This is a genomic window from Paracoccus sp. SSJ, assembly GCF_030234105.1.
In the GTDB taxonomy this organism is placed as follows: domain Bacteria; phylum Pseudomonadota; class Alphaproteobacteria; order Rhodobacterales; family Rhodobacteraceae; genus Paracoccus; species Paracoccus denitrificans.
On the sequence record NZ_JASSPE010000002.1, the window covers coordinates 36,791 to 53,664 of the forward strand.

Annotated in this window: 12 protein-coding genes and 2 tRNA genes; 11 read left to right on the top strand and 3 right to left on the bottom strand. The window is 70.1% G+C overall.

Translation table 11 applies throughout. The annotated features are described in order from the left end of the window. Window positions 1-2: 2 nt before the first annotated feature. Window positions 3-1,832: an SLC13 family permease gene (locus tag QPR87_RS02335; protein WP_285048101.1), complete on the top strand. Its 1,830-nt coding sequence runs from the start codon at window positions 3-5 to the stop codon at window positions 1,830-1,832. Window positions 1,833-1,947: 115 nt separating this feature from the next. Here the strand turns inward: QPR87_RS02335 and QPR87_RS02340 are convergent. Both QPR87_RS02340 and QPR87_RS02345 read right to left on the bottom strand, forming a co-directional pair. After that, a tRNA-Glu gene (locus tag QPR87_RS02340) sits at window positions 1,948-2,022 on the bottom strand. 135 nt (window positions 2,023-2,157) lie between these two features. Beyond that, window positions 2,158-3,372: a multidrug effflux MFS transporter gene (locus QPR87_RS02345; RefSeq protein ID WP_104492293.1), complete on the bottom strand. Its 1,215-nt coding sequence runs from the start codon at window positions 3,370-3,372 to the stop codon at window positions 2,158-2,160. 110 nt (window positions 3,373-3,482) lie between these two features. Here QPR87_RS02345 and QPR87_RS02350 point away from each other — a divergent pair, with 110 nt between their 5' ends. Next, window positions 3,483-3,905, top strand: coding sequence for a DUF1489 family protein (locus QPR87_RS02350; RefSeq protein ID WP_011748074.1), 423 nt, complete (start codon window positions 3,483-3,485; stop codon window positions 3,903-3,905). Window positions 3,906-3,928: 23 nt separating this feature from the next. Here the strand turns inward: QPR87_RS02350 and QPR87_RS02355 are convergent. Then, window positions 3,929-4,002 (bottom strand) — tRNA-Gly (locus tag QPR87_RS02355). 247 nt (window positions 4,003-4,249) lie between these two features. On the opposite strand from QPR87_RS02355, the gene QPR87_RS02360 reads away from it, so the two are divergent. From QPR87_RS02360 to QPR87_RS02400, 9 genes are all read left to right on the top strand, one after another. Next, window positions 4,250-5,500 (top strand): efflux RND transporter periplasmic adaptor subunit, encoded by a 1,251-nt coding sequence (locus QPR87_RS02360; protein ID WP_285048103.1) that lies wholly within the window; start codon window positions 4,250-4,252, stop codon window positions 5,498-5,500. 37 nt (window positions 5,501-5,537) lie between these two features. Next, window positions 5,538-8,660, top strand: a complete 3,123-nt coding sequence (locus QPR87_RS02365; RefSeq protein ID WP_285048105.1) for an efflux RND transporter permease subunit — start codon at window positions 5,538-5,540, stop codon at window positions 8,658-8,660. A gap of 141 nt (window positions 8,661-8,801) precedes the next feature. Continuing rightward, window positions 8,802-10,208 (top strand): LapD/MoxY N-terminal periplasmic domain-containing protein, encoded by a 1,407-nt coding sequence (locus QPR87_RS02370; protein WP_285048107.1) that lies wholly within the window; start codon window positions 8,802-8,804, stop codon window positions 10,206-10,208. Continuing rightward, the gene (locus QPR87_RS02375) at window positions 10,205-10,879 is read left to right on the top strand and encodes a response regulator transcription factor (RefSeq protein WP_285048109.1); all 675 of its coding nucleotides are present in this window, start codon (window positions 10,205-10,207) and stop codon (window positions 10,877-10,879) included. Before QPR87_RS02370 ends, QPR87_RS02375 begins: the two co-directional genes overlap by 4 nt. Before the next feature lie 3 nt (window positions 10,880-10,882). Further along, entirely contained in the window at window positions 10,883-12,160 is a 1,278-nt protein-coding gene (locus QPR87_RS02380) for a helix-turn-helix transcriptional regulator (RefSeq protein WP_285048110.1), read from the top strand. A 58-nt stretch (window positions 12,161-12,218) separates the two neighbouring features. Continuing rightward, entirely contained in the window at window positions 12,219-12,581 is a 363-nt protein-coding gene (locus tag QPR87_RS02385; protein WP_011748081.1) for a response regulator transcription factor, read from the top strand. 8 nt (window positions 12,582-12,589) lie between these two features. Next, on the top strand, window positions 12,590-12,832 hold the full coding sequence (locus QPR87_RS02390; RefSeq protein WP_011748082.1) for a hypothetical protein: 243 nt from the start codon (window positions 12,590-12,592) through the stop codon (window positions 12,830-12,832). Then, window positions 12,822-15,479, top strand: coding sequence for an ATP-binding protein (locus tag QPR87_RS02395; RefSeq protein WP_285048111.1), 2,658 nt, complete (start codon window positions 12,822-12,824; stop codon window positions 15,477-15,479). Before QPR87_RS02390 ends, QPR87_RS02395 begins: the two co-directional genes overlap by 11 nt. A gap of 146 nt (window positions 15,480-15,625) precedes the next feature. Next, entirely contained in the window at window positions 15,626-16,717 is a 1,092-nt protein-coding gene (locus tag QPR87_RS02400; protein ID WP_285048113.1) for a FliM/FliN family flagellar motor C-terminal domain-containing protein, read from the top strand. The last annotated feature ends 157 nt before the right edge of the window (window positions 16,718-16,874 follow it).

Sequence of the window (16,874 nt, forward strand, 5' to 3'; positions counted from 1 at the left end):
CGATGACGACGGATCTGGCAATCGTCCTGGGGCTGCTGGCGGCAGCCGTCGCCATGTTTGCCATCAACCGGCCCCGCATGGACGTGGTCGCCATCCTGGTCATGGTCGCGCTGCCGCTGACCGGGATCATCACGCTCGACGAGGCGCTGGCGGGGTTCAGCGATCCCAACATCATCCTGATCGCGGCGCTGTTCGTTCTGGGCGAGGCGCTCGTGCGCACCGGCGTCGCACAGCGCACCGGCGATCTGCTGGTGCGCCATTCCGGCGCGTCGGAGATGCGGCTGGTCATGCTCTTGATGGCCTCGGTGGCCGGAATCGGGGCATTCATGAGCTCGACCGGCGTGGTGGCGATCTTCATCCCCATCGTGCTGCGGATCGCCGCGAACATCGGCACGGCGCCGGGGCGGCTGATGATGCCGCTCAGCGCGGCCGCGCTGATCAGCGGGATGATGACGCTGGTCGCCACCGCGCCGAACCTCGTGCTCGACAGCCTGCTGCGCCGCGAAGGGCATCAGGGATTCGGCTTTTTCGACTTTACCCCCTTCGGCGTGCCGATCCTGGTGCTGGCGATCGGCTATATGCTGGTCGCCCGGCGCTGGCTGGCCGTCGAAAGCCCTGCCGCACCCGCCTCGCGCCCCAGGCTTGCCGACTGGATCGACAGCTACGGGCTGGCCGAGCGCGAATTCCGGCTTCGCCTCGGGGCGAGTTCCACGCTTATGGGCAAGCGGCTCGACCAGCTTGACCTGCGCGGCACGGCGGGGATCAACATCCTCGGCATCGAGCGGTCGACCCCCTACGGGCGCCGGCTGATCCAGCCCAAGGCCGATTCCGTGTTGCAGGCCGACGACGTGCTGTTTCTCGACGTCTTCAGGAAGAGCACGGATATCGAGGCGTTCTGCACCGCCCACGGCCTGCGCCGCCTGCCGATCTCGGGCGCCTATTTCACCGATCGGGCGCAAGAGATCGGCATGGTCGAGCTGATCGTGCCACCGGGGTCGCCGCTGGCGGGCAAGAGCATCGCGCAGTCGCGGTTCCGGTCGGTCTATGGCCTCGCCATCGTCGGCCTGCGCCGCGACAACCAGCCGGACGAGGATGTGGATGCCCAGACGGTTCTGCGCGGCGGCGATGTGCTGCTGGCGATCGGCAGGTGGAACCGCATCCGGCAGCTGCACCGCGGCCGCGACCTGGTCGTGCTTGCCCTGCCGGGCGAGGTGGACGAGGTCCTGGAGGCGCCGTTCCGCGCCGTTCCCGCCGTGATCATCCTTGGGCTGGTGGTGGCGATGATGATCACCGGCATCGTGCCGAACGTGCTGGCGGCGCTGATCGGCTGTCTGCTGATGGGCCTTTTCGGCTGCGTCGACATGCCCTCGGCCTATCGCTCGATCCATTGGCAAAGCCTGGTGCTGATCGTGGGGATGCTGCCCTTCTCACTTGCCCTGCAAAAGACCGGCGGCGTCGACCTTGCGGCCGAAGGGCTGCGGGCGATGATCGGCGATGCCGACCCGCGCATCGCGCTGGCGGTGATCTTCGCGACCACGGCGCTTCTGGGGCTGTTCATCTCGAACACCGCGACGGCGGTGCTGATGGGTCCGGTCGCGCTGGCGCTGGCCGCCGAGATGGGCCTGTCGCCCTATCCCTTCGCGATGACCGTGGCGCTGGCGGCCTCGGCCGCCTTTCTCACGCCGGTCTCGTCGCCGGTCAACACGCTGGTCGTGGGACCGGGCGGGTATCGGTTCTGGGACTTCACGCGGATCGGCCTGCCGCTGGTCCTGATCGCGCTGGTCGTGGCCACGGGCCTGGTGCCGGTGATCTTTCCGTTCCATCCCGGCTGACAGGATCCCGTGACCCGCCTGCGGTGGCAAGCACCCGAGGCCGTTGGTTCCCAGCCGCCCGCATTCGCGCGCAGCGTCCTGGAGAGCATCGAGATCATGGATGAAAGCATGGCGTTGGCAGCCCGTAGGGGAGTCGAACCCCTCTTTTCAGGTTGAAAACCTGACGTCCTAACCGATAGACGAACGGGCCACGCCTGCGCCGGCACCATGGCCGGCGACACCGGCGCTCTTTAGGCCAGCTCGCGCGGCGGCGCAAGGGGCCGCGGCGCATTCCGTTGTGGGTAACTCGAACATGCCGCCGCGGCACGCCCCACCACGGCGCAGTTCAGTGCTCGCGCACATGGCGCATCAGCGCCAGCGCCAGCGCCGAGCAGACCAGCGTCGCCAGTACGATGGGCCGCGCCGTGCCGTCATAGAGCAGCCCGACCGGCGCCGCGATCAGCACCGCCCCCAGCGTCGAAAGCGCCCCGATGACCGAGGCCGCCATCCCCGCCACATGGCCCATGCGCTGCAACGCCATGGCGTTCAGGTTGCCGAAGGTCACGCCCGCCATGAAGAACACGCTGACCGCCCAGAAGAAGAAGGCCGGAAAGCGCAGCGCCTCGGGCAGCAGGTCGCCAAACACCAGAACCGACATCACGCCCGAAACCAGCACCTGCATGCCATAGGCCCAGCCCACGATCCGCCGCATGCCCAGCCGCATGACATAGCGCGCGTTCAGCACCGTCCCGCTGCCCGACAGCAGCGCCATCGCGGCGAACCACAGCGGGAAGCTTTCGCCCTTGCCATAGGTGTCCGAGAAAAGCTGCTGGGCCGAACTCAGCAGCGCGAACATCTGCCCGAAGCCCAGCGTCATCACTACCGTCACCAGCTGCACCTGCCTGTTGCCCATGACCTCGCGCGCGGCAGCGGCCAGGCTGCGCAGGTTCAAGGGCCGGCGCACGGCCTCGGGCAGGGTCTCGGGGCAGCGCAGGTTCAGCCACAGGCTGCCGATCAGCGCCAGCACGACGAAAGAGCCGAACACCCCGCGCCAGCCGACGAAATGAATGATCACCGCGCCGATCGAAGGCGCGACCGCGGGCACCAGGATGAAGATCATCATGACGAAACTGGTGATCCGCGCCATCTCGCGCCCCTGATACAGGTCGCGCACCATGGCCAGCGCCACGATGCGCGGGGCGGCGGCACCGATGCCCTGCACGAAACGCGCCGCCAGCAGCAGCTCCAGCGAATCGGCAAAGACCGCGGCGACGGCCGCCAGGGCGTAAAGCGCGAAACCGGCGATGATGACCGGCTTGCGCCCCAGCGCGTCGGAAAGCGGACCGCCGACGAACAGCCCCAGCCCCAGGCCGCCGACGAAGGAGGTCAGGACGAGTTGCGCGCGGTTGACGTTCCCGGGCGTCAGGGCCGCCGCGATCTCGGGCAGCGCCGGCAGCATGGAATCGATAGAGAAGGCGATGACGGCAAAGATCAGCGCCAGCATCGCGATGAATTCCGGCAGGGATTGCCTGCGGAGCGGTCGAGCAATCGGATCGGACATGATGTTTCCCAAAACCAGCACCCGGGCGTAACGCCGCAGGCTGCCGGGTTCAAGGCCCCGATGCCCGGACTGCCGGTTGCGCCCGCCGGCCGCCGGGCTATATCTGGCGCATGAGCGCGTCCCTGAACCTGATGAAACTCTGCGTCGGCTGCGACGATCCGGCCGAACTCGCCGCCTGGCAAAAGCACCGCTTCGGCGGCGGCCCGGCCCGCCATGTCACCCGCATGTGGCCCAAGCGCGAGGCGGAACTGCTGGACGGCGGCTCGATCTACTGGGTGTTCAAGGGCGTGATGCAGGCCCGCCAGCGCGTCCTGGAATTGCAGGAGGTGCTGGGCGAGGACGGCATCCGCCGCTGCGCGCTGATTCTCGACCCCGAGCTGGTGCGCGTCGCCGCCGTGCCCCGCCGCCCCTTCCAGGGCTGGCGCTACCTGCCCGGCGCCGAGGCCCCGCCAGACCTGCCGGCGGGACGTGGGGACGAGCCGGACCTGCCGCCCGAAATCGCCCGGGCGCTGGCCGAGATGGGCCTGCGCTGAACCGATCGGCTTGCGGGAAAGGCTGGAGCGGGTGAAGGGAATCGAACCCTCGTCTTCAGCTTGGGAAGCTGCGGCTCTACCATTGAGCTACACCCGCGAGGCCCGGATTGCTTACTGTCTCGCGCCGACCGCCGCAAGGCCAATCTGCGCCAGCGCTTCTTCGTTCCCCAAATACTCAAGCCCCCGCGCCGCCTGGGCGACGGCGACGTTTCCCCGCAGCCCCACCGGCCTTTCGGCGGAGCGCGGCCGGTGATGCAACGTCGCGGTCCGAAACGATTTTGGGATTGATCATCCTGTGCGAAACTGTTCGTTATGCTTGCGTCAGCAAATGCCGGAGCAAAACGATGTTCGCGCTATCGCGCCGCATGGCGATTTCCGTGATCCTTCCGCTTGCGGCGGGGCTTTCCCCCTTGGCCGCCCTGGGACAGGATCCCTCGCAGATGCCGCCGCCGGCCGTGACGGTGGTGACGCTCCATGCCCAGGACGTCGCCCTGACCACCACCCTGCCCGGCCGCGTCACCGCCTCGGCCGAGGCCGAGGTGCGGCCGCAGGTCAACGGCATCGTCACCGAGCGCCTGTTCGAGGAAGGCAGCCATGTGAAGGTCGGCGACCCGCTGTTCCGCATCGACGCCACCACCTATCAGGCCGCCGTGGCCCAGGCCGAGGCCGCCGTGGCCCAGGCCCGCGCCCAGGCCGAGGCGGCGCGCCGCGAGGCCGAGCGCGTCGGCGCCCTGCGCGACCGCCGCGTCGCCAGCGAAAGCACGACCGACAATGCCATCGCCGCCCGCGATTCCGCCGAGGCCGCCGTCAAGGTCGCCGAGGCGCAGCTGCAGACCGCCCGGATCGAACTGGAACGCACCACGATCCGCGCCGAGCTGGATGGCGTGATCGGCCTTGCGCAGACCAGCCAGGGCGCGCTGGTGACCGCCAGCCAGCCGACGCCGCTTGCGGTGATCCGCAAGCTCGACCCGGTGCATGTGGACGTGACGCAGTCGGCGGCCGAGCTCATCCGCTTCCGCCGCGAGATGGCTGCGCAGGACGCCGAGGGCCAGCAGGACCGCAAGGTGACGCTGCGCCTGGCGGACGGCACCCAATACGGCCACGAAGGCCGGCTGACCGCCGCCGAGCCCTATGTGAACGAGACGACCGGCGTGGTGACGCTGCGGCTGTCCTTTGCCAATCCCGACGGCATCCTGCTGCCCGGCATGTATGTGCAGGCCGTCGTCCAGCAGGCCACGGCGCGCAACGTGATCCTTGCCCCGCAAGAGGGCGTCACCCGCGACCGTCGCGGCCAGCCCGTCGCACTGGTGGCCAATGCCGACAACGCGGTCGAGCAGCGCCCCCTGACCATCCTTCAGGACATGGGCAACAGCTGGATCGTCGGCGAGGGGCTGAATGACGGCGACCGCATCATCGTCGAGGGCTTGCAGAAGATCGGCCCCGGCATGACCGTCGCCCCCGAGGAACGCCAGGCCGCCGCGCCCGAGGCCGGAGAAGCAGAACAGCCCGCCGCCCAGCCCGAGATCGAGGCCGAGGGCCAGGGCGAGGATGCGCAGCCCGCAACCGAGGCCGGCGCCGAACAGCCGGCGAACTGACCCCGGACGCCGCGAGGGAACAGGACAGGAACCGCACATGGCCCGCTTTTTCATCGACCGTCCGGTCTTCGCCTGGGTGATCTCGATCCTGATCATGGGGCTCGGGCTGCTGTCGATCACCTCGCTGCCGGTGGCGCAATATCCGCAGATCGCGCCGCCCTCGGTGACGATCCGCGCCACCTATCCCGGCGCCTCGGCCGATACGGTCGCCAATACGGTCACCCAGATCATCGAACAGCAGATGACCGGGCTGGATGGGCTGCGCTATTTCTCGTCCAGCTCGACCTCGGCCGGCACCTCGACCACGACGCTGACCTTCGAGACCGGCACCGATCCCGACATCGCCCAGGTGCAGGTGCAGAACAAGCTGGCGCAGGCCACCGCATTGCTGCCCGAGCCGGTGCAGCGCCAGGGCATCACGGTCGAGAAATCCGCCTCGGGCTTCCTGATGGTCATCGGCCTGACCTCGGCCGACGACCGCTATGAGCAGGTGGACCTGGCCGACTACCTGATCTCGAACCTCGTGAACGACCTCAGCCGGGTCGAGGGCGTGGGTTCGGTGCAGGTCTTCGGCGCGCAATATGCCATGCGGATCTGGCTCGACCCCTCGAAGCTCGCCGCCTACGAGCTGACGCCCTCGGACGTGGTGGCGGCGGTCTCGTCGGAAAACGCGCAGATCTCGGCCGGCTCCTTCGGCAGCCAGCCCGCGCCCCGGGGGCAGATGCTGAACGCCACCGTCACCGCGCAATCGCTGCTCTCGACCCCCGAGGACTTCGAGCAGATCGTGCTGCGCGCCGAGCAGGACGGCGGGCTGATCCTGCTCAAGGACGTGGCCCGGGTCGAGATCGGCGCCGAGGACTACATGACCAATGCCCGCTACAACGGCCAGCCGGCCTCGGGCATGGCGATCAGCCTGGCCTCGGGGGCGAACGCGCTGGACACGGCGGAACGGGTCAAGGAGCGGATGGAGGAATTCGCCCGCTTCTTCCCCGAGGGCATGGACTACGTCATCCCCTTCGACACCACGCCCTTCGTGCTGATCTCGATCGAGGAGGTGGTCAAGACGCTGGTCGAGGCCATCGTGCTGGTGTTCTTCGTCATGCTGCTGTTCCTGCAGAACTGGCGCGCGACGCTGATCCCGACCCTGGCGGTGCCGGTGGTGCTTCTGGGCACCTTCGGCGTGCTGGCGGCGCTTGGCTTCACCATCAACACGCTGACCATGCTGGCCATGGTGCTGGCCATCGGCCTTCTGGTGGACGACGCCATCGTCGTGGTCGAGAACGTCGAGCGCATCATGGAGGAGGAAGGGCTGGACCCGCGCGAGGCGACGCGCAAGTCCATGGGCCAGATCACCGGCGCGCTGATCGGCATCGCGCTGGTCCTGTCGGCGGTCTTCGTGCCGATGGCTTTCTTCGGCGGCTCGACCGGCGTGATCTACAAGCAGTTCGCCATCACCATCGCCTCGGCCATGGGCCTGTCGGTGCTGGTGGCGCTGACGCTGACGCCGGCGCTTTGCGCCACGCTGCTGAAGAACGAGCACGGCCACAAGACACGCGGCTTCTTCGGCCTGTTCAACCGCGGCTTCGACCGCACCATCCACGGCTATGGCAGTTCGGTGAACTGGCTGATCCGCCGCCCGCTGCGGATGATGCTGATCTACCTGTGCATCGGCGCGGCCATGGTGTTCCTGTTCCTGCGCACGCCCACCGGATTCCTGCCCGACGAGGACCAGGGCATCATGTTCGTGCTGGTCCAGGGCCCCACCGGCGCCACGAGCGAGCGCACGGATGCGGTGATCGACCAGATCCAGCACTATTTCGCGGAAAACGAATCCGACAACGTCGAGTCCTTCTTCGGCGTCTCGGGCTTCAGCTTCGCCGGATCGGGGCAGAACATGGGCATCGCCTTCCTGCGGCTCAAGGACTGGAGCGAGCGGCCCGGCGCCGAGCAGTCGGTGCAGGCCATCGCCGGACGCGCCTTCCCGGCGCTGATGGGCATCCGCGACGCCATGGCCTTCCCCATCGTTCCGCCCTCGGTGATCGAGCTCGGCAACGTCTCGGGCTTCGACTTCTACCTGCAGGCCCGTGCCGGCCAGGCGCATGAGCAATTGCTGGATGCGCGCAACCAGCTGCTGGGCATGTCCGGGCAAGACGACCGCATCGCGTCGGCCCGGCCGAACGGGCTGGAGGACGCGGCGCAATACAATCTCGACATCGACTGGCGCAAGGCGGGCGCCATGGGGGTCACGGCCACCGATGTGGGCAGCCTGCTCTCGGTCGCCTGGGCCGGGCGCTATGTGAACGACTTCATCGACCGCGGCCGCATCAAGCGCGTCTATGTGCAGGGCGAATCCGATTCCCGCGCCGTGCCGACCGATATCGACAAGTGGCGGGTCAGGAACAGCTCGGGCGGGCTGGTGCCGTTTTCTAACTTCGCCGACGGGCGCTGGAGCTATGGGCCGCAGGGTCTGGACCGCTATAACGGCGTGCCCGCCATGCAGATCCAGGGCAGCCCGACGCCGGGTGTCTCCAGCGGCCAGGCCATGGCCGCGATCGAGGAACTGGCCGCGCAGCTTCCCGCAGGCTTCGACGTGGCCTGGACCGGCCTGTCGCTGGAGGAACAGCAGGCCGGCAACCAGACATTGCTGCTTTACGGCCTGTCGTTGGCGGTGGTGTTCCTGTGCCTGGCCGCGCTTTACGAAAGCTGGTCGATCCCCTTCGCGGTGATGCTGGCCATGCCCATCGGGGTTCTGGGCGCGCTGGTCGGGGCCTGGCTGGGCGGTTTCGACAATGGCGTGTTCTTCCAGGTCGGCCTGCTGACGGTCATCGGGCTGACCGGCAAGAACGCCATCCTGATCGTCGAATTCGCCCGCGAACAGGCCGAACAGGGCAAGCCGCTTTACGATGCGGTGGTCGAGGCGGCGCGGCAGCGGTTCCGGCCGATCATCATGACCTCGGTCGCCTTCTCGCTGGGCGTGCTGCCCTTGGTGCTGTCCTCTGGCGCCGGCGCGAACGGCCGCAACACCATCGGCGCCACGGTGCTGGGCGGCACGGTCTCGGCCACGGTGCTGGGCGTGCTGTTCGTGCCGCTGTTCTTCGTGCTGGTGCGCCGCGCGCTCGGCCGCCCCGAGCCGGCGGAGCCCGCAGCGTCCCGCGCCTGAGCCGGGACGCAAGACAGCCTTGGGGGCCGGGATCTGCGCTGCGCGTCCCGGCCCTTTCCTTATGGCGCGCAGCCCGCTTGCCCCGCCCCGATCCGCGTCCTAGTCTTTTGCCGAGGAGCCGCCGCGGCGGCAGGGAGAGACATGGACGCAACCAGCCACATCGCGGCTGCCCGGGACGCGCCGGTCCGGCGCGGGCGCACGCATGGCGTGGCCCTGCGGCTTCTGGCGCTTGGCGGCTCGGCGCTAGCCTGGCTCGCCATGGTCGCCATCGTCGCCACGGTGCTGATCCTCAATGCCCGCAACTCGGCCCGGGACGAGACCGGCTCGGCCTTCCAGCTGGCCAATGCCTTTGCCACGCTGCACCTGCCCACCGCCTTCGAGCGGCGCGACATGATGGCCGAGGCAGCCCGCATCGCCGCCGAGATCGAGGCGCAGCGCCACCTGTCGGCCGAGCTGCGCGATGCCCGGGGCCAGCCCGTGGCGCTGGCGCTGGCACCGCGCCTGCCGCCCGGGCAGGTGCCGGAATGGTTCGCCGCGCTGATCCGCCCCGAGCCGCTGCACGAACTGATCCCCATCGCGCAATATCCCAACGTGCTGGGCGTGTTGGAGATCCGCACCGATCCCCGCGACGAGATCGCCGAGGCCTGGGCGGATTTCCGGCTGATCCTGCCGCTTCTGGCCGCCATGGCGCTGGTGGCGATCGGCGTCACCATGGCCATCACCGCGCTGGTGCTGCGGCGGCTGGGACTGCTGGGCGCGGCGCTGGACCGGATGCGGGCGGGCGATCTGGACCATCCCGCGCCGCAGACCGGGCTGGCGGAACTGGCGGTGCTGACCGACGGCGTCAACGCGCTGGCCGCGCATCTGGCCGGAGAGCGGGCCGAGAACCGCCGCCTGCAAGGCCGGATGCTGACCCTGGCCGAGGCCGAGCGCGCCCGCATCGCCAGCGACCTGCATGACGGCATCGGCCCGCAGCTTTTCGCGCTGCAGGCGGCCGTGGGCCAGGCCGGCCGCGCAGCCGGGAGCGGCCGCGACCCGGCGCTGGCCGAGGCGCTTTCCGCTGTCTCGCGCCACGCGCAGGCGATCCGGCAAAGCGCCCGCGCCGCCATCGACGACCTGCGGCTGGCCCCGGCCGAGGGCGCGAGCCTTGCCGAGATGCTGCAAGAGCTGCTGATCGAATTCGCCGAGATCGCGCCCGATACCGCCATCACGCTGGACTGCCCGCCCGACCTGCCCGAGCCGGGCGAGGCCGGGCGGATCGCGCTTTACCGCTTCGTGCGGGAAAGCGTGCTCAACGCGCTGCGCCATGCCGCGCCCGGCGCGATCCGGGTGTCCCTGGCGCATGAGGACCACGGCATCGCCGCCCGCGTCGCCGACGACGGCAGCGGCCCCACCGCACCGGGCAGCCGGGCCGGGCTTGGCCAGGCCGGCATGCGCGACCGCGCCAGCGCGCTTGGCGGGCGCTACCAGCCGCCCCGGCGCGAAGGCCCCTGGACCCTTACCGAATGCCACCTGCCCTGCCCGCCCGAGCAAGGATCAGCCCGATGACCGCAACCGTCCCAAGCCCCGCCCCGCCGCTGCGCGTGCTGATCGTCGACGATCACCCGGTCGTCGCCGAGGGCTGGGAATGGATCACCCGCGGCCGCCTGGATTGCGAGGTCATCGCCGCCGCCACGCCATCGCAGGGCTGGCGGGCCTGGCGGCGGCAGGCACCGGACGTGATCGTCGTCGACCTGACCATGGGCGAGGCCAAGCTGGCGGGCGCCCGGCTGATCGAGCGGCTGCGCGCCGCCGGCGCGAACCAGCCGATCCTGGTCTTTACCATGCATCGCAGCCCGATCATCGCCCGGCGGGCGCTGCAGGCCGGCTGCAACGGCATCATCATGAAGGATTCGCCCTCGGACGAGATCTGCGAGGCGCTGCGCGAGGTGGCCCGCGGCGGGGACTACGTCCCGGCCGACCTGGCGCGCCGCATCGCCCTGCTGGAGCGGCCCGGCGCCACGCCGCCGCGGCCGCGCCTGACCCCGCGCGAGCTGGACATCCTGCGCGCCATCGCCGAGGGGCTCAGCTATCGCGAGATCGCCGAGCGGGCGAACATCAGCTACAAGACCGTCTCGAACGTCAGCCAGACGCTCAAGGACAAGCTGTCGGCGCAAAGCTTCGCCGACCTGGTCGTCAAGGCGATCCGCCACCTCGAAGAGACCCGCGACGGGATCTGAGCCATGCCACGTTCCTTGCCCCGCCATCCCGTCGCACGCCCCCTGATCGGCACCCGCATCCGCGAGCGCCGCCTGTCGCTCGGCCGGCGCCAGACCGAGGTGGCGCGCCGGGCCGAGATCTCGGCCGCCTATCTCAACCTCATCGAGCACAACCGCCGCCCGGTCGGCGAGGAACTGCTGTCGCGGCTGGCCGATGCGCTGGAGATCGACGCAACCGAGCTGGCCTCGGACCGCGAGGAGGCGCTGATCGGCGCGCTGCGCGAGGCGGCGGCGCGCGCCGCCGACCAGCCCGGCGCCACGGTCGAGCTGGACCAGATCGCCGAATTCGCCGCCCGGTTTCCCGGCTGGGCCTCGGCATTGGCCGGGGTCACGCGCCGCGCCGATGCGCTGGAGCGGCGGCTGATCGCGCTGTCGGACCGCATGACCCGCGACCCCTATCTGCTGGCGACGCTGCACGAGGTGCAATCGGCGGTCACGGCGCTGCGCTCGACCGCCTCGATCCTGGCCGAGACGCCCGAGATCGAGCCGGAATGGCGCGACCGATTCCATGCCAACCTGGACAGCGACAGCCAGCGGCTGTCCCGCACCGCGCAATCGCTCGTGGCCTATCTGGACAGCTTCGAGGACGAGGCGGTGCCGATGTCTCCGCGGGAGGAGGTCGAGGCCTGGATCGCCGCCGGCCAGCCCGAGCCCGCCGAGGCGACGGAGCTTGCCTCGGATGCGGCGCGGGTCATGGCGCAGGATCTGCTGGCGGCACAGGCGCGCGACCGCGCCGCGCTGCCCGATGCGGCGCTGGCGGCGGCGGTGGACGAGGCCGGCGACGACCCGGCGGTGATCGCAGCGATTCTGGGGCAGCCGCTGGACCTGGTGCTGCGCCGGCTGGGCATGCTGCGTCCGGGCGCCTGGGCGCAGGCCGGGCTGGTGGTCTGCGACGGCTCGGGCGCCACGCTGTTTCGCCACGCCGCGCCGGGTTTCGAGCTGCCGCGCCCGGGCGAGGGCTGCGCGCTCTGGCCGCTGTTCGAGGCATTGGCCCAGCCGCAACTGCCGGTGGCGCGGCTGATCGAAACCACGAACGGCCACCGCTTCTCTGCCTGGGCGGTCGCCGAACGGCTGCTGCCCATGGGTTTCGGCGGCCCCGCGCTCAGCCGCGCGCAGATGCTGATCCGCCCCGCACCGGGCCGCGACGGCCGCCCGGCGCTGGGGGTGGGGCCGGCCTGCCGCATCTGTCCCCGTCCCGACTGTGCCGCAAGGCACGAACCCTCGATCCTGGGGCCAGCCTGATTTTGACAATGCCCCCGCCCGCCGCCATGATCGCCGCAAAGCCCCAGGAGTGCCGCCCGTGACCGCAAGTGTCGATGTGCTGCTGATCGAAGACGAACCCAGCATCGCCGAGGCCGTCCGCTTCATCCTGTCGCGCGAGGGCTGGCAATGCGAGCAATGGCTCGAAGGCAACGGCGCCCTCCAGCGCATCCGCGCGCTTGCGCCGCGGCTGGTGATCCTGGACGTGATGCTGCCCGGCCGCAGCGGCGCCGAGGTGCTGGCCGACCTGCGCGCCGATCCCGAGTTGCGGACGCTGCCGGTGCTGCTGCTCAGCGCCCGCGGCATGGCGAACCTGCCCCAGGGCGCGGACCGGACGCTTGCCAAGCCCTTTGCCAATGCCGATCTGCGCGCCATGGTGCGCGAGCTTCTGGACGCGGGCTGAGGTCGCGGATGCGCCGGCTGTTCCTTGGCCGCGATGCCTATCGCAAGCGCCGGCTGGGCGACGCCATCCGGGTCCTGCCGGTGCTGTTCGCGTTGCTGGCGGTGCTGCCGCCGATGTGGCTGCCGCAATATTTCAGCTACGCGCGCGGCGCGGTCTGGCTGGCGGCAAGCTGGGCGCTGACCATCGCCGTCACCGCCGCGCTGCACCGCATGATCGGGCGCGGAAAGGCGGAGGACGAGGATGACGCCTGAAACCCTGGGCGCCGCCTCGGTCGTCTATGTCGCGCTGATGTTCCTGCTGGCCCATGCCGCCGACCGGGCCGCCGCCGCCGGCCGCTGGCGCTGGATGGACCGGCCGGTGATCTATACGCTGTCGCTGTCGGTCTATTGCTCGGCCTGGACCTTCTACGGCGCCGTGGGCTACGCCACCCGCTCGGGGCTGGAGTTCCTGACCATCTACCTTGGCCCCGGCATCGTCTTTGCCGGCGCTTGGTGGGGCCTCAGGCGGCTGGTCCGGGTCGCGCGGCTGCATCGCGTGACCTCGATCGCCGACCTCATCTCCAGCCGCTTCGGCAAGTCCGCGGGGCTCGCGGCGCTGGTGACGCTGATCGGCGTCCTGGCCTCGACCCCCTATATCGCGCTGCAACTGCAATCGGTCTCGATGGCGCTTTCGGCATTCGCCACCAGCGGCCACCCCCTGCCCGGCAATATCGCGCTGTGGGTGGCGGTCGGGCTTGCCGCCTTCGCCATCCTGTTCGGCACCCGCAACCTGGCCGCGAACGAGCGCCATCACGGCGTCGTCATCGCCATCGCCGTCGAGGCAGTGGTCAAGCTTGCCGCCTTTCTGGCCGTCGGCGCCTATGTGCTGTGGGGGATCGCGGACGGGCCTGCCGACGTGCTGGCGCGTATCGACCGCATGGCGGTCTCGGCCGGGGGCGAGGGCTGGCTGATCCGGCCGGATCGCTGGTTCACGCTGATCGCGCTGTCCGGGGCGGCGGTGATGGTGCTGCCGCGCATGTTCCACGTCCTGGTGGTCGAGGCCAGCGACGAGAATCGGCTGCGCCAGGCCGGCTGGGCTTTTCCCGCCTATCTGGCCGCCATGTCCTTTCTGGTGCTGCCCATCGCCGTGGTCGGCGCGGACCTGCTGCCCAAGGGCTCGAACCCCGACCTTTACGTGCTGGCCCTGCCGCTGTCGCAGGGGCGCGACACGCTGGCGGCGCTGGTGTTCCTGGGCGGCTTTTCCTCGGCCATGTCGATGGTGGTGGTCAGCGCCATCGCGCTGTCGACGATGATGGCGAACCATTGGCTGGTACCCTTGTGGCTCTGGCTGCGCCAGACGGCGCTGTCCGAACCGGCGCAGACGCGCGACGATCTGGGCGCATTGATGCTGAACGCGCGGCGGCTGGCCATCGTCTCGGTGATCGGCGCGGGCTGGCTCTATCACCGCATGACCGGGGGCACCACCGCCCTGGCCGCCATGGGGACGGTCGCCTTTTCGGGCATGGCGCAGGTGCTGCCGGCCATGATCGCGGGGCTGATCTGGCGCGGCGCGACCCGGCGGGGCGCCATCGCCGGGATCGTCGCGGGAGCGCTGATCTGGGGACGCGCGGTCTTTCTGCCCTCGCTGGGGCTGGCCGCTCCGCCGGCATTTCCTGCCGGAATCGATGCTTTCGCGGGGGCGGTGCTGCTGGCGCTGGCGGTGAACCTGCTGCTTCTGGTGCTGACCTCCCTCATGGATTTCCCCGACCCGACCGAGCGGTTGCAGGCGCTGTCCTTCGTCCATGCCATCGCCCCCGACGCCGCCGCCAGCGAAACCGCCCCAGCGGTGCAGGCCGAGGCGCTGCTGACGCTGGCCGGGCGGATCTGGGGCAACGAACATGCGCTGGAGGTGTTCCGCAAGGCCGCGGAAGATCAGGGAAAATCCGGCTATCTTCCCGACCTGACCCCGCGCTTTCTCGCCGGGTTCGAGCGCCACCTGGCCGGCACGGTGGGCGCGGCGACGGCCTCGGCGCTGATGGCGCGGGTCGGCGGGCGCGGCAGCGTCACCGTGGCCGACCTGATGGAGGTCGCGGGCGAGGCCAGCCGCGCGCGCGAGGACAATCGCCGGCTGGAACTCACCTCGGCGGAACTGGCCAGAACCGCCGCCATGCTGCGGGAAAGCAACGAGAAGCTGACCACGCTTTCCGCGCAGAAGGACGCCTTTCTCGGCCAGATCAGCCATGAGCTGCGCACGCCCATGACCTCGATCCGCGCCTTCTCCGAGATCCTGATGGAACCGGACCTGCCCACCGGGGACCGTGCCCGCTTCGCCGGGATCATCCAGGACGAGGCCTGCCGCATGACCCGGCTGCTGGACGACCTGCTGGACCTTTCGGTGCTGGAGGCGGGCCGGGCGCAACTGAAGCCCGGCGTCGTCAACCTGCACGACCTGATCGGGCGCGCGCTGGCCGCCGCGGGGGCAAGTGCGACGGGGCGCGAATTCGCCATCCGCCGCAACCCGGTCGCCGAGCATCTGCCGGTGATCACCGACCCGGACCGGCTGTTGCAGGTGCTGATCAACGTCATCTCGAACGCGCGGAAATATTGCGACGCCAGCGAGCCCGCGATCCGCATCGACACCCGCCGCAACCCCCAGGGCTGGACCGAGATCGACATCCACGACAACGGCTCGGGCATCGGCCCGGAAAACCGCGCGCTGATCTTCGAGAAATTCGCGCGGCTGGACGATCCCGCGCGCGCCGGGGGTGCCGGGCTGGGACTGGCGATCTGCAAGGAGATCATGGATTTCCTGGGCGGCACGATCGCCTATCTGCCAGGCCAGGGCGGCGCCTGCTTTCGCATCGCGCTGCCGCCGCGCCCACCACGCCGCGCGGAAAATACGGAAAATGCAGCGGGTTAAACCTTTCCGCAACCAGTCCGTGCCATCTTGCGCCAAAGGCAGCATCGATTCGGTCGGGTATGGAAAGCGCGGCAGGGAAAACTTCGGACGACCCGGGACCAACCGGGACGGAACGGGACGGGTCCGCGGCCCCGGCGCCCGGCCGGGTGCTGCGCCGCTGGATTGCCGAACGCGACAGAGCCCGCGCGGCTGCGGGCCCTTCCGCACGGCAGGCCGCCGAATTCCGGCTGGAGCGCGCCGCCGCCACCGCCCTGGCCCGCGCGGCCGAAAAACAGGCCGGCCTGCCGGTCTTTGTCGAAAAGGTCGAGCGGGCGGGCATGGTGCTGGCCGAACTGCCCGAACTCCTGCCCGAGCGCGCCTTGCTTGCGGTCGTCGGGGGCCGGCGCGACGCGCTTGGCGTCGTGGCGATCTGCCCCGACCTGCTGGCCGCGCTGATCGAGATGCAGGCGATCGGCCGCGTGACCTCGCGCCCCACCCCGCCGCGCAGGCCGACGCGGACGGATGCCGCGATCTCGGCCGATTTCGTGAATGCGCTGCTGGCAGAACTGGGCCGGGAATGCGCGGCGCGGGACGGCTGCCCCGATTTCGGTGCCTATCGCTATGCGACCTTCATGGACGATCCGCGCCCGTTGTCGTTGCTGCTGGAGGACGGCGAGATGACGCGGCTGGATTTCCGCTTTCGCATCGGCACCGGCGGGCAGCGCGACGGCAGGCTGATGATCGCCCTGCCGGCCGGGGTCGGCGCCCCTCCCGATGCGGTGCCCGCCATCGCGGGAAACCAGTCGCGATTGCCGGTCGCGCCATCGGCCGACCCGCCCGTCGCGCCATCGCTGGCCGAGGCGGTGCAAGAGGCCCCGATCCGGCTGGCGGGCATCCTCTGCCGCCGCCGGCTGAGCCTGCATCAGCTGCGCGGCCTGGCCACCGGATCGCTGCTGCCCCTGCCCCAGAACGTGCTCGACGAAGCCAGGCTGGAAACGCCGCAGGGCCAACTTCTCGCACGCGGACGGCTGGGGGAAAAGGACGGGTTCCATGCCATCCGCCTGCGCGATATCGGCCAGGACACGCCGCCCACCCCCGCCTCGGTGACAGCGGACGGCTGGCGGACAGAAGGGGCGGAGCCGCCGCCTGACGATGCAGAGCCGCCGCCGGACGACGTGGGGTTGTCGCTTGCGGATCACGAAGGCCCCGACGGCTTCCGCATGGCTGGGCCCGCGCCTCCCATGGTCAAGGTCGGATGAACCGCCCGCGCGCAACCCGGGCCGATCGTCGCAATCGCGCAACTTTTCCACGAAATAGCCCGTGCCGATATGCCACCGGACTGCGGAAAGCCCGGGCAAGCCCAGATTCCCCTTGAAAAACGGCCCGTCTGGACGCATGTAGCTTGCGCCCGCCCAA

Bases quoted from the DNA above. Each gene is read 5' to 3' on its own strand.
- QPR87_RS02350 (WP_011748074.1), top strand. From the start codon at position 3,483: ATGAGCGCGTCCCTGAACCTGATGAAACTCTGCGTCGGCTGCGACGAT.
- QPR87_RS02395 (WP_285048111.1), top strand. From the start codon at position 12,822: ATGACGCCTGAAACCCTGGGCGCCGCCTCGGTCGTCTATGTCGCGCTG.
- QPR87_RS02365 (WP_285048105.1), top strand. From the start codon at position 5,538: ATGGCCCGCTTTTTCATCGACCGTCCGGTCTTCGCCTGGGTGATCTCG.
- QPR87_RS02370 (WP_285048107.1), top strand. From the start codon at position 8,802: ATGGACGCAACCAGCCACATCGCGGCTGCCCGGGACGCGCCGGTCCGG.
- QPR87_RS02335 (WP_285048101.1), top strand. From the start codon at position 3: ATGACGACGGATCTGGCAATCGTCCTGGGGCTGCTGGCGGCAGCCGTC.
- QPR87_RS02390 (WP_011748082.1), top strand. From the start codon at position 12,590: ATGCGCCGGCTGTTCCTTGGCCGCGATGCCTATCGCAAGCGCCGGCTG.
- QPR87_RS02380 (WP_285048110.1), top strand. From the start codon at position 10,883: ATGCCACGTTCCTTGCCCCGCCATCCCGTCGCACGCCCCCTGATCGGC.
- QPR87_RS02360 (WP_285048103.1), top strand. From the start codon at position 4,250: ATGTTCGCGCTATCGCGCCGCATGGCGATTTCCGTGATCCTTCCGCTT.
- QPR87_RS02345 (WP_104492293.1), bottom strand. From the start codon at position 3,372: ATGTCCGATCCGATTGCTCGACCGCTCCGCAGGCAATCCCTGCCGGAA.
- QPR87_RS02375 (WP_285048109.1), top strand. From the start codon at position 10,205: ATGACCGCAACCGTCCCAAGCCCCGCCCCGCCGCTGCGCGTGCTGATC.